This is a genomic window from Salinispora sp. CH2A1_6, assembly GCF_056820975.1.
The window spans coordinates 383,896-396,976 of record NZ_JBXEDG010000013.1 but is presented as its reverse complement, the minus strand read 5'-3'; the positions used below and the strand labels follow the sequence as shown (position 1 = coordinate 396,976).

Below are 13,081 nucleotides of genomic sequence, written 5' to 3'. Positions count from 1 at the left end.
AGCTCTGCCCTCGCGACGCGGCATCACGCCACCGCCGACGAACCGCGGTCGTGCCGGTAGTAGTCGAGCGGCGACGGCGGCAACGGCGTGTTGCCCAGGATGAGGTCCGCCGCCTTCTCGGCGACCATCATCACCGGGGCGTAGATGTTCCCGTTGGTGACGTAGGGCATCACCGAGGCGTCCACCACCCGCAACCCGGTCACCCCGTGCACCCGCATGTCGGTGGGGTTCACCACCGACATGTCGTCGGTCCCCATCTTGGCCGTGCAGGACGGGTGTAGCGCCGTCTCACCCTCGCGGGCGACCCAGTCGAGGATCTCCTCGTCGGTCTGGACCTCGGGCCCGGGGGAGATCTCGCCACCGCTGAACGGCGCCAACGCCGGCTGGCCGAGGATGTCGCGGGTCACCCGGACCGCCTCCACCCACTCCCGTCGGTCCTGCTCGGTGGAGAGGTAGTTGAACCGCAGGGCCGGGTGCACCCGAGGATCACGGTTGACAATCTTGACCGTACCGCGGGCGTCGGAGTACATCGGCCCGATGTGCACCTGGTAGCCGTGGCCACCGGAGGGGCCGGAGCCGTCGTAGCGGACCGCGATCGGCAGGAAGTGGAACATGAGGTTCGGGTAGTCGACGGTGTCGTTACTCCGGACGAAGCCGCCCGCCTCGAAGTGGTTGGTGGCGCCCAGACCCGTCCGTCCGAACAGCCACTTCGCACCGATCCACGGCGCGTACCGCCAGTTCAGGTAGGGCTGGATCGTCACTGGCTGGGTGCAGGCGTGCTGGATGTAGACCTCCAGGTGGTCCTGCAGGTTCTCGCCCACTCCGGGCAGGTTCGCGACGGTGTCGATGCCCAGGCCGGCCAGTTCGTCGGCGTTGCCCACGCCGGACAGCTGCAGCAACTGCGGCGTGTTGATCGCGCCACCGCTGAGGATCACCTCGTTGGCGTACACCCGGTGGGGAGTCGTCCCTCGGCCACGGGTGTATTCGACGCCCACGGCGCGGGTGCCCTGGAAGATAACGCGGGTGACGAACGCCCGAGTACGGACCTCGAGGTTGGGTCGCTTCATCGCCGGGCGCAGGTAGGCCTGGGACGCGGAGAACCGCCGACCCCGACGAACGTTCCGGTCAAACGGGGCGAAACCCTCCTGCTGCGGACCGTTGACGTCGGTGGTGCGGGGGTAGCCGGCCTGCTCCGCCGCCGCGAGCATGGCCTGGATCACCGGGTTGTCCGCCGAGCCACGCTCCAACTCAAGCGGGCCGTCGTGGCCACGGAACGGGTCGTCCGGATCCGCCCCCAGGGCGGACTCCATCTTGTTGAAGTACGGCAGACAGTGGGCGAAGTCCCAGGTCTCCATGCCCGGGTCGGCGCCCCACCGCTCGTAGTCCAACGGGTTACCCCGCTGGAAGATCATTCCGTTGATGCTGCTCGACCCACCCAGCACCTTGCCCCGGGCGTGGTAGATGCGCCGCCCGTGCATGTGCGGCTCCGGCTCCGAGTTGTACTGCCAGTCGTAGAACCGGCTCCCGATCGGAAACGGCAGCGCCGCCGGCATGTGGATGAAGACGTCCCACGGGTAGTCGGGACGACCCGCCTCCAGGACCAGAACCCGGTTGCCCGGGTCGGCGGAGATCCGGTCGGCGAGCGCGCTGCCGGCAGAACCGCCACCAACGATGACGAAGTCGTAACGCTGGGTTGTCACTTCCACTCACCTCACTTAACTGGTCGCGGAACTCGTCGAACCCGGGCATGACGACAGGACGACTCGGCGACGTGATGGCATGGCGCACGTAACTCCACAGTCGCGTCCGTCCGGTGCGTCCGCACCGGCTCCCGACCGGCCGCGCGCTCCCGACCGGTTCGGGGGTCGAACCGGATGCGTGCAGGGATGCAACCTTACCTCGCGTTCTCCTGCACCCCGCTAACCCACACGCTCCTGACCTGCAGATACGGAAGAGATCACAGGACGAGGAACACACGATAACGTTCTTGCACCCATGTGAACCAAATCAGGACGGCGCGGTACGACCACCCCAGCCGCCGCAGAGGGCGGTCGCCTCACCATCGAGACATCTCCGCACGGTGGCCCAGCCCATGGCGCGACGGCAACTGACGACACAGATCGACGGGCGCCATCGGCACCTTTCGTCCGCTCTATCCCACATCCCCCACTCGATGCCCGCGAGGGCACCCCGTCCCTGGTGTGACGTTGAGTTAAGATTGTGACCCAATTTGACGAGGCAAGGGAGGACGGCGGCTTCGAACGACGCGGGCCCGTGCTCCCTGAGTCGCGGTTCAGCCCCTGATCGGAACCCCCTTTGCCACCATCGGCTGATCACCACTCGCTGATGGCTGACCCGCTTTCGCTACGGCCCACCCAGCCGCTCCTTGAACTCAGGGCCCACGATTGCCACAGCAGGAGGTGACAGGTGACACATGACGTTCCTCGAATATCTACAGAGCCGGCGTGAGCTGCTACTCGCACAGACCCTCGAACACGCGACAATTGTGCTGATGTCCGTCGCTCTGGCGACGGTCATCGGCGTCTTGATCGCCCTCTGGACCTACCGCAACCCACGTGCTCGGGCCGTCGCGACGGGTATGGCCGCGGCCCTGCTCACCATCCCGTCCTTCGCGCTACTCGGCCTGCTGATCGCACCACTCGGGCTGGGCTACACGCCCACATTGGTGGCCCTCACCATGTATGCCCTGCTGCCGATCCTCCGAAACACCATTGTGGGCCTGAGCGAGATCGACCCGGCCCTGACCGAGGCCGCGCGGGGAATCGGCATGAGCCGACTCCGCTCTCTCGCCACTGTGGAGATCCCCCTTTCCTGGCCGGTAATCCTGACCGGAATTCGGGTGTCCACCCAGATGACGATGGGGATCGCCGCGATCGGGGCCTATGTCGGAGGCCCGGGGTTGGGCAACCAGATCTTCTCCGGCCTGGCCAACCTCGGCGGCGTGAACTCCCTGAACCAGGCGCTGGTCGGGACCCTCGGCGTCATTGTGCTGGCGCTCACCGTCGACTTCGCCCTCGCCCTGTTGGGCAAGCTCACCCAGGCCGGGCAACGGCCAAAGCTGTTCCGCCCCCGGCCGGCGCGCCGCCCGACGCTCACGCCCAGCACAGCAGTCCCTTCCCCCTCCCTCGGAGGCCGCGAATGAGCCACGACGTAATGATCGACCTGCAGCAGGTCAACAAGTTCTACCGAGGGCAGAAAGCCCCGGTCGTCGAGAACATGTCGATGACGATCCAGCAGGGCGAGATCATCGTCTTGGTCGGCCCCTCCGGCTGCGGCAAGACCACCACCATGAAGATGATCAATCGATTGATCGAGCCCAGCAGCGGCCGGATTCTCATCGATGGCACCGACGTGACCGCGCTGGACGGCAACGACCTGCGCCGGCAGATCGGCTACGTCATCCAGCAGGTGGGGCTCTTCCCCCATATGAGCGTCGCCACCAATGTCGGCCTGGTGCCGAAGATGCTCGGCTGGGACCGCAAGCGGATCGAGGCCCGCGCCGACGAACTCCTCCACCTCGTCGGCCTCGAGCCGGCCATCTACCGCAATCGGCTGCCCCGTCAGCTCTCCGGCGGCCAGCAGCAGCGCGTCGGGGTGGCCCGGGCGCTCGCTGCGGATCCGCCGGTAATGCTGATGGACGAGCCCTTCGGCGCCACCGACCCGATGACCCGGGACCGGTTGCAGAACGAGTTCCTCCGCCTGCAGGAGCAGTTGCGCAAGACCATCGTCTTCGTCACGCACGACTTCGACGAGGCGATCAAGATGGGTACGCGGATCGCCGTCCTCGGCGAGAGGTCCAGGATTCGGCAGTTCGACACCCCGGAAAACCTGCTGGCGAGTCCTGCTGACAGCACCGTTGCCCAGTTCATCGGCCGCGGTGCCCGACTCAAGCAGCTCGACCTGCGCCGGGTTGACGCGATCGCGTGGGAGGACGTCCCGCTGATCCAGCCGGACAAGGCCGCGAACGGCGCGAAGCGTCAGCTGGAGCAGACCGAAGGCTCCTCGGCGCTGACCGTGGACGCCGACAACCGACCGCTGCGCTGGGTCAACGCCGATGATCTGACCGCTGACGCGGGCGCCCTCGACGGGGCCGCCGGCCAGACGGTGACGACGGTCGAGCCGCAGGCGACGCTCCGCGACGCCCTGGACGCGATGCTCGCCTCCCGCGACGGTGCCGCGGTCGTGGTTGACGAGCACGGCCGCTACGCCGGCACGGTGACGCTCGACGGCCTGATGCAGGTGATCCACCACACGCCCGAGCGAGGCGCACCGGGCTCCGACGTTCCCGACCAGCGTTCGGGCGTGGCCCCCACCGCCGAACTCACCCCGGAGCAGCGATGAGCAGCGCCGTCGAGACCCCGGCCGCAGCGACGGTGCTCACCCCGCCGTCCCGCTGGCGCGGACTGCTGCGGCGACACGCCACGATGCCGGTGATCCTCGCTGTGGTACTGCTCGGCACCTACCTCTGGGTCAGCGCCACGAATCTGGACGACATCGAGCAGCGTTTCCTGAACGCCGACTACCTGCTGCGGACGGCCGGGGAACATGTGACGCTCGCCGCGCTGACCACCGTGCTCGTCGTGGCGATCGCCGGTGGGGGCGGCATCCTGCTCACCCGTCCGTCCCTGCGGTGGCTGACTCCGTTCGCCACCGGCCTGGCCAACATCGGCCAGGCTACGCCCGCGATCGGGCTGCTCGTCCTGCTGAGCATCTTCCTCGGCATCGACTTCTCGACCGCCTTGATCTGCCTGGTCGCCTACTCTGTCCTCCCGGTACTCCAGAACACCATTGTCGGGATCAACCAGGTAGACCGTCATCTGATCGAGGCGGGTCGGGGTATCGGTATGTCACCACTGGCCGTCCTGCTCCGGATCGAGCTTCCGCTGGCCATTCCGGTGATCCTCGCCGGGGTACGGACCGCACTCGTCCTCGCCGTCGGCGTGGCCACCCTCGCCACGTTCATCGACGCGGGGGGCATGGGTGCGCTGATCGTGACCGGGATCAAGCTCCAGCGCGAAACGATCCTCGTCACCGGAGCCGTGCTGACCGCAGCCCTGGCGTTGACGCTGGACTGGCTGGGCGGAGTGATCTCCGACCTGCTCCGCCCCCGTGGGCTCGACTGAACGGCGGCATCCCGCACCTACCCACCACCCGACACTCGCACTAGCCCAAGGAAGGTAACGATGCGAAATCGAACTGCACTCACCCGCCTGATGACCGGCTCCGCGGTGGTCGCCCTCGCGCTCACCGGCTGCTCGGTGACGACTGAGGACTCCGGCGCCGACGTCGCGGTCGGCGAGGGATCGATCAAGGAGGACGCCACCCTCAAGGGACAGAGCATCGCGGTCGGCTCCAAGGACTTCACCGAGAACATCGTCTTCGGGCACATCACGATGCAGGCGCTGACCGCCGCGGGGGCGGAGGTCGAGGACAAGACCAACATCAAGGGTTCGGTCAACGTCCGTAAGGCGCTGCTCAGCGGCGAGGTCGACGTCTACTGGGACTACACCGGTACGGCGTGGATCACCTACCTCGACCACACCGACCCGATCCAGGACTCCGCCGAGCAGTACGCGGCCGTGGTCGAGGAGGACAAGGAGAAGAACAACGTGGTCTGGGGGGCGTACGCTCCCGCGAACAACACCTACGCCATCGCGCTGCGGGAGGAGAAGGCCGAGGAGTGGAACCTCTCGACCGTCTCTGAGCTCGCCGAGTTCGCCAAGAGTAACCCGCAGGAGGCGACGTTCTGCCTGGAGACCGAGTTCGCCGGCCGTAACGACGGCTGGCCCGGAATGACCGCGGCATACGGGATGGACATCCCGGCGGACAACGTCAAGGTCGTCGACACCGGCGTCGTCTACACCGAGACGAAGAAGGGTGAGGCCTGCAACTTCGGCGAGGTCTTCACCACCGACGGCCGGATCAGCCACCTGAACCTGCGGGTGCTGGAGGATGACCAGAGCTTCTTCCCGATCTACAACCCGGCTCCCACCCTCAACGGCGAGACCGCCGAGTCGTACAGCGCCATTCTGACGATCCTCGAGCCGGTGATCGCCAAGCTCGACGACGACACCCTCCGCGGGCTCAACGAGAAGATCGACGTCCAGGGCGAGCCGGTGGCCCAGGTCGTCTCCGAGTGGATGAAGGCCGAGGGCTTCATCGGCTGAGGCACCTCAACCGGCGCACCACCACCGCCGATGCCCCCCGCTACCTGGGGGTGGCATCGGCGGTGCCGGTTCAGCCCCCGGTGTGCCCCACCCGCTGCCCACCACTCTGGACCGCCACCCCGCGCCGGTGCTGGGCCACCACAACCGCGAACGGCGTCTGCTCGCGGGCCTGGCCGAGTGGGTTGTCGACGAACGCCTCCACCAACACCGTGTCCGGTAGGTCGGCGTCCTGGCCCAGGATGTGCTGACCGAAGTCGTTGGCATCGATGATCACTGTGCCGCCGAACCGCTCCGCGAACTCGGCGGGCAGGGCCGCCCGGATGGCCGACGAGATATCTTGGGCGACCTGACGCGGATCGTGCGGCGCCAGCTTCGCCGATATGTTCGACGGGTAGGCCGAGTACTCGGTGGGCCCGTCGATGGCGCGTACCGCTGGGCCGGCGACCCGGTAGAACAGCCCCCGCCGCCCGACCGCCTTCCCCGCTGCCCCGACTGCCGCGGCGGCCAGGATGCGGGGCAGCCCTACCTCCTGGATGGCCAGCTGCATCGTGGCCGGATGCCCCAGCCCGACGCCGTACGGGGTGCGTAGGACACCGCGCGACAGCAAGCGCGCCCAGGCCCCACTCCTGACATCGGTTACATTGAAGATTCGTCCCTGCGCGACCGCGACCACCTTCTCGCTGATAAACAGGTACCAGGATCCGGCGGTTGCCCGTTGCTGGACGGAGAACGGCAGCTCCGCCCCCTGTTTGTAGAACTCACCGACGCGGTTGACGGCGAGCGCGGGGACGTCGTCACCGGTGGCGATGAGATCGGTCCGCAGTGGATACCGGGCCCATGCGCCACCGGGCGTCAGCAACTCCTTTCCCTGGTTGGGTACGAAATCCGGCTTCGGAAATGCTTGCGGAGCTGCGCCCCGGTCGGGCTCCGAGCCGGTGACCCGCTGGGTGGCTACCCGGGCCGGCTCACCCGGCCCCGAGGTGTCCGCCTCGCTGGCCGGCGGTGTGTCGATGAATTCGCGCAACCACAGTTCGACATTGAGCATCCGCCAGAAGGTCATGGTTTCCGCGCCGCCCCGGCCGGCGACGTGATCCTCGAAGGCCTGCAGCACGGCTCGCTGGTCGAAGTAGGGTCGCGCACCGAACGACTGCGAGGCAAAAGTCAGGTACAGCTCATTCTTGATGCGCTGGAACCAGCTGTCCTCGGGCGTGGTGAAACCAATCTTGTTGCGACGTCGATTAACCAGCCGGGGCAACAGGTCAACGGTCGCGTCCCGCAGCGCCCGCTTGTTCCATCCGTGGTGGATAATCGCGGACGGGTCAAGCGCCCACACGGTGCGCAGCAGGGTGGTGTCGAGAAACGGCACCCGCCCCTCGACCGAGAATCGCATGCTGTTCCGATCCTCGTAACGGAGCAGTGCCGGGAGACTGTGCCGAAAGAGGTCGACGGTCAGCCGGGCCTTGAGGTCGTCGCGCACCATCGGGAAGCGCTCGTACCGGTAGGTTTCGGCGAAATCCCGACCCAGCAGGTTGGCGATCGGGGTCCGCCGCCGGCGACCAAGCGCATCGGTCAGCCGGGTGCGGCCCAGGCGCCAGAGCACATCGACGGAGCGGAGCAGCTCTCCGGCCACCCGGCCCCCGCGCAGGCCGCGCAGGTGCACCAGATAGTAGGGCAGGTAGCCGGCGAGCAGCTCGTCGGCGCCCTGACCGTCGAGCATCACCGTCACGTGGTGGCTGGCCGCACGCATCACGCAGTACTGCGCGTACGGTGCGGTGGAGATGACCGGCTCTTCCTGCGTCCGGACAAAATCCCGCAGATCAACCAGAAAGCGGTCCGGGTTCGGGCGCACCTTGTGCACCTGAAGCGCCTCGCCGCAGGTGGCCGCGACCGCATCAACGTAGCGTTCCTCGTCGTTTCGTTCCCCCGGGAAGACCGCGGAGAAGGTCTGTTGCGTCGCACCAACCGGTCGGATGGCTTGGTCGGCGGCAGCCAGCAGGCGGTGGATGCTGACCACCACGGTTGAGGAGTCCAGCCCGCCGGAGAGGGCCGTGCCGACCGGAACGTCGCTGACCAGTCGCGCCTGGATCGCTTGGTCGAGTGCCGACCGGAACCGTTCCTGGGCTGCCTGGTCATAGCGGGTCGGGGCCGCCGCGAGCGCCGCCATGTCCTCGTATAGGCGGGTGTAGGTGGAGCGTTGGATCGCGCCGTCCGAGGTGAGCAGGGCGGTCTCTCCCGGCATCAACCGGGTGACCCCGTGGAAGAACGTCCGGGGGGTGTCGTCGTGGATCCGGAACCGCAGGTATCGGTAGATGGTGTGGTCGTCGGGCTTGGGCGTAACCGCACCGGCGGCGAAGAGGGGACGGATCTCACTGGCGAAGAAGACCCGTCCGTCGCCGTCATCGGCGAGGTAGAGCGGCTTGATGCCGAACTGGTCGCGGGCCAGCACCACCTCGCCACGCTCCAGATCGGCGATGGCCAGGGCGAACATTCCATTGAAACGGTCGAAGGCGGCCCGACCCCACTGGATCCACGCCGCGAGCACCACCTCGGTGTCACACTCCGTGGAGAATCGATGGCCCAGGTCGCTCAACTCCGCGCGCAGTTGTCGATAGTTGTAGACCTCGCCGTTGTAGCTCAGCACCCACCGGCCGTCCGCCGAGCGCAACGGTTGATTCCCACCGGCTCGGTCGATGACCGCCAGCCGCCGGTGCGCCAACCCGATCAGCCCGTCGGTCAGGTAGCCGTCTCCGTCGGGGCCCCGGTGGACCTGGGCGTCGGCCATCCGGCGAAGTACCGGCTCACCCCAGAATGCGCTGATGCCGATGTAGCCCGCTATCCCGCACATTGGAAGATCACCTCTAGGTTCGCTACTGGCGCATTGTGTGATGGGAGTTTCGCCGGGCTTCAGCCCGGGCAGCCGGGGACATTGACACAGTTGTTGGGCCGATTCCTGATCACCACGGTGCCGGTGGCCGTGTTCAGCTCGACCGTTCCACCGGCCACGTTGAAGACTCCACCGCCGTCGTTGACCGCGGTGTTCTTCCCGATCGTGGAGGTGTGGAGGGTGAGCGTGCCGTCGGCATTGTTGTAGACACCTCCGCCCCGAGTGGCGTGATTGCCCCGGATCTCGGTGCCGAACAGCGACAACGCCCCGGCGTTGAAGACGCCACCGCCATCGGTGTTGGCGGTGTTGCCCTGGATGAGACCCTGCTGCACGGTCGCGGAGGAAGTACCGCTGATGATCAGTCCGCCGCCCCCGCTGCGGGCCGCGTTGTCGGCGACAACGACCCGCCGCAGGTGCAGCTGCACAGCGATGGCGACCACCCCGCCGCCCTCGGTGTTGGAGGAGTTACGAACCACCTGCGAGTCGGTGAGCAGGGCGCTTCCTCCGGTGGCGAGCAGCCCGCCGCCGACGACCGAGGTTGCCCGGTTTCCGGTGATCGCGCTGCCGGCGACGACAACAGACCCGGCGCTGGAGATGCCCCCGCCGTTCGTACTGACGTTCTCGCCCACGGTAGAGGAGCGCAGGTCAAGAACGCCGGTGCTGGCGACCCCGCCCCCACCCGCACCGGCGGTGTTCCGTTCGAGGTGAGAGTGGGTGATGGTGGCGGTGCCCGAGTTCCGAATACCGCCGCCCTCCTGGGCACTGATGTTGCCCACGATCCTGCTGTGGTTCAGGGTGAGGGCGCCACCGGCGGCGACGAGGATCCCCCCGCCGTCCTCGGCGGTGTGGCCACCGGCGATCTTCAGGTGGTTGAGGGTGAGGTCGCCGTCGGCCTCGACGGTGAGGATCCGGAACTGTTCGACCGCGGCGGCGCGTTCGATGACGGTGTTCTTGCCGCCGGTGAGGGTGATCGGCGCGGTGATCGCGGGCAGACCGGCACCATCCCCGACAGCAACGGTCAGCAGGTAGGTGCAGTCCTTGGCGAGATCGAGCACCGCACCACCCCGGGCGTTACCGAGAGTGATCGCAGCGATCAACGCGTCCGCGGCACAGGGCACCGGCGGGCCCTTCGGCCTCGTCTGGTCATCGGTTCCCGTTCCCGGACGCGCGGCGGCGGCAGGGGCCACAAGGGTGAGAAGGAGGCCGGCCGCCCCGGCCATCAACCATGGTCGGGTACGGGCCGGACGCTCCGGTCTACCCCCCTGGTCGTGGTCTTGGTACTGCATCACGGTGCCGGTGCCTTCCCCTGAACGACGAGGAACTCCACCGACCGGGGGCCAAGCCCGGCGTGGCGTCCCTCGGCTACCTGACCCGCGGTAGCCGACAGTCAAACGCTAAGCCGACAATGACCCCAGACGAACATGAACCAGAAAAAAAGCTCCTGAACCTACAGATAGCACCGCCGAATCGCTACTTGTCGGTCACGTTTCCCTGCGGCGTGGGCGAGGCGTCCAGTTCCCTCCTCGCCCGGGCCCAGGCCTCGCCGTCAACCCCGAGCGCGGTGCGCAGATAGGCGCCGACCATGGCGCCCACCGCCGAGACCCGATCGGGGTCCTCATCCGTGGTCTCGGCGGCACCGAAGCCGACGATTCCGCCGAGGCTGTGCTCACCCCCGAAGACGGTCAGCAGGGACTTCGGCGCGGGAGACAAGGTGTACGAGTCCCGGTGCCAGGAGGCGCCGACAACATTGAGTGGCCCGCAGTCCTGATCGCCCGCGACGACAAGCGCCGGAGTGGTCATCGTGCTGAAGTCAGACGTCTGCAGCACCGGATACTTCTCCCTCGCGTACTCGCTCAGGGCATCGCCGCCCCGGCCAAGGCCCGAGAGGATCGCTCCGGCCCGAACCCGGGGGTCGGATAGCTCAACGATCGAGCCGTCCTCGGGGTCCTTGAGGCGGCGGCCGAGGAGGAGAGAGGCGGTGTGGCCGCCCGCCGAGTGCCCGACGACCGCGATCCGTTCCCGGTCGACCCGTCCCTCGAGTGTGGGCACCGCGGCCTCGACCGCGTCGAGATTGTCGATGACAAACGACAGGTCGGTCGCTCTCGAACGCCAGTAGAGCGGAGCCTCGGCAGCGTCCGCGTCGCGTAGGCCGAGGGCCAACGAGTCCAGGTGCGTTGGCTGGACGATGACGAAACCACAGGCTGCCAGGATCTCCACGAGCGGGTCGTACCCGCGCCACGAGGAGAGGTTGGACGGCCCGTGGTTGTGCGAGAACAGCACGAGGGGTCGGCGCGAGCCAGTCACTGGCGCCGACACCCGTAGTTCGAGGTCCACCGTCCGGGCAGGTGCCGGGATGATGACGGGAGCAACGGACTGGACCGGAACGGCCAGGCCGGCTCCGGACGCGCGATTCATGTCGAGCTACCTCTTCTCAAGACGTGCACCCGACTGACAACGAGGGCCGGAAGGCGGGCTACCAACAAGGAATCACCCTCGATCACGAAATCGAGGCGGCTATCCGGCGCACCCCGCAACATCGACGCAGTTGTTCGGCCGGTTCTTGATCACGATGGTGCCGGTGGCGATGTTCAGCTCCACGGTGCCGCCGTCATTGACGATCCCCCCACCATCGATGACGGCGACGTTGTCGACCACCTTCGTAGCGCTGAGGCTGGCCGTCCCGGAGTTGTGGATGCCGCCACCCCGGGCGGCCCGGTTGCCGAGGATCCGGGTACGTCGCACCACCGTCTGCCCCGCGTTGAAGATTCCACCGCCCGCGGCAGCCATCGCGGTGTTGTTCCGGATGACACTGTCCTCGATGACGACGTAGCTCCCTCCGCCGATGTCCCCCTCGACGAAGAGACCACCAGCCAGACCGGAGAGTGCGGTGTTACCGGTCAGGCGGACCCACCGCAGGGTCAGCTGGCCGCCGAGACCAACCCGGACGCCACCGCCGTCGGAGTGGCTCGAGTTTCCGGTGATTCGCGTGCCGGTAACCGTGCCGATGCCGCCGGAGACGAACAACCCACCACCAGACTGCGCCCAGTTGTCGGCGATGCTGCCGCCCTGGACGGTCACGCCGCTGTCGGAGGCGAAGACGCCGCCGCCGAGGTCGGCAAGGTTTCTGCGAACGTGGGACTGGGCGATTTCCAGCGGACCAGCGCTGAAGACCCCACCGCCGCGCTGGTTGCCGATATTCCGTTCGATGCGGGAGTGGCTGACCCGGGCGGTGCCGTTGTTGGCGATACCGCCGCCGAGGACGTCGGCGATGTTGCGATGAACGACGCTGTGGTTGACGGTCAACACGCCACCGGTGTTGACGAGGATCCCTCCGCCCCCCTCGGCGGCGTGGCCGCCGGTAATCGTCAGCTGATTGAGGGTGAGCTCACCACCGGCGTTCACGGCGAGGATCCGGAACTGGTTGACGGCCGCGGCCCGTTCGATGGTGGTGTTTTTGCCGCCGGTGAGGGTGATCGGGGTGATGATCGCGGGCAGACCGGCCCCCTCCCCGACATCAGCGGTCAGCAGGTAGGTGCAGTCCGCAGCGAGGTCGAGCACGGCACCACCGCCGGCGTTGGCCAGAGCGATCTCGGCGATCAGCCGATCCGGATTACAGGGGACCGGCCTGCCTTCCCGCCGCTCCCCCTGCTGCCCGTCGCCCGTACCCGCGTCGCCCACGACCCCGCCGCTCTGGCCGGCCTCGCCGCTGCTTCCGCCCCGCGGGTCGTCGGCGGGTGGCCCGTCAACCGGGGATCCGGACGCACCAACGGCCGGCAGGGCGCGTCTGATCGTCTCGCCAACCGGGGTCACGACAACCCCGACGGCGGTGAGCGCCACACCGGTCACCCCCGCCAACCCGACACACCACCACCGCCGCCATGGCCGCGCCGGCTTCTCGCCCGGCCGGTCGGGCGACTCCCCCTGGGCGTGGCGCTGATGGTTCATCGCGATCTCGATGTCCTTCCCCGTGCACGGCAAGGAACCACCCGGCCCGGGTGCCAGTCGAGGT

The 13,081-nt window shown here is 67.7% G+C and carries 9 protein-coding genes; 4 read left to right on the top strand and 5 right to left on the bottom strand.

What is annotated here, in order from left to right; genetic code table 11:
* Positions 1–23: 23 nt before the first annotated feature.
* On the bottom strand, positions 24–1,700 hold the full coding sequence (gene betA / locus AC1UKG_RS19760; RefSeq protein WP_018743405.1) for a choline dehydrogenase: 1,677 nt from the start codon (positions 1,698–1,700) through the stop codon (positions 24–26).
* A 734-nt stretch (positions 1,701–2,434) separates the two neighbouring features.
* Here betA and AC1UKG_RS19755 point away from each other — a divergent pair.
* The 4 genes from AC1UKG_RS19755 to AC1UKG_RS19740 are packed head-to-tail and all read left to right on the top strand — an operon-like array spanning position 2,435 to position 6,188.
* Complete coding sequence (locus AC1UKG_RS19755; RefSeq protein WP_018732954.1) at positions 2,435–3,163, top strand: ABC transporter permease; 729 nt, start codon at positions 2,435–2,437, stop codon at positions 3,161–3,163.
* Positions 3,160–4,362: an ABC transporter ATP-binding protein gene (locus AC1UKG_RS19750; protein WP_026271271.1), complete on the top strand. Its 1,203-nt coding sequence runs from the start codon at positions 3,160–3,162 to the stop codon at positions 4,360–4,362. The genes AC1UKG_RS19755 and AC1UKG_RS19750 overlap by 4 nt, the downstream gene beginning before the upstream one ends.
* Entirely contained in the window at positions 4,359–5,144 is a 786-nt protein-coding gene (locus AC1UKG_RS19745) for an ABC transporter permease (protein ID WP_018743403.1), read from the top strand. The genes AC1UKG_RS19750 and AC1UKG_RS19745 overlap by 4 nt, the downstream gene beginning before the upstream one ends.
* Positions 5,145–5,204: 60 nt before the next feature.
* Complete coding sequence (locus tag AC1UKG_RS19740) at positions 5,205–6,188, top strand: glycine betaine ABC transporter substrate-binding protein (protein WP_026271270.1); 984 nt, start codon at positions 5,205–5,207, stop codon at positions 6,186–6,188.
* 70 nt (positions 6,189–6,258) lie between these two features.
* On the opposite strand, the gene asnB is transcribed toward AC1UKG_RS19740, so the two are convergent.
* The 4 genes from asnB to AC1UKG_RS19720 all read right to left on the bottom strand — a co-directional run bounded on the left by asnB (position 6,259) and on the right by AC1UKG_RS19720 (position 13,017).
* Positions 6,259–9,033, bottom strand: a complete 2,775-nt coding sequence (gene asnB / locus AC1UKG_RS19735) for an asparagine synthase (glutamine-hydrolyzing) (protein ID WP_482642965.1) — start codon at positions 9,031–9,033, stop codon at positions 6,259–6,261.
* A 59-nt stretch (positions 9,034–9,092) separates the two neighbouring features.
* The gene (locus tag AC1UKG_RS19730) at positions 9,093–10,190 is read right to left on the bottom strand and encodes a hypothetical protein (protein ID WP_018813798.1); all 1,098 of its coding nucleotides are present in this window, start codon (positions 10,188–10,190) and stop codon (positions 9,093–9,095) included.
* Between the two features lie 352 nt (positions 10,191–10,542).
* Positions 10,543–11,487 carry a hypothetical protein gene (locus AC1UKG_RS19725; RefSeq protein ID WP_018743399.1) on the bottom strand — a complete coding sequence of 315 codons (945 nt, stop codon included), beginning with the start codon at positions 11,485–11,487 and terminating at the stop codon, positions 10,543–10,545.
* Between the two features lie 99 nt (positions 11,488–11,586).
* Positions 11,587–13,017: a hypothetical protein gene (locus AC1UKG_RS19720; protein WP_026271269.1), complete on the bottom strand. Its 1,431-nt coding sequence runs from the start codon at positions 13,015–13,017 to the stop codon at positions 11,587–11,589.
* Between the last annotated feature and the right edge of the window lie 64 nt (positions 13,018–13,081).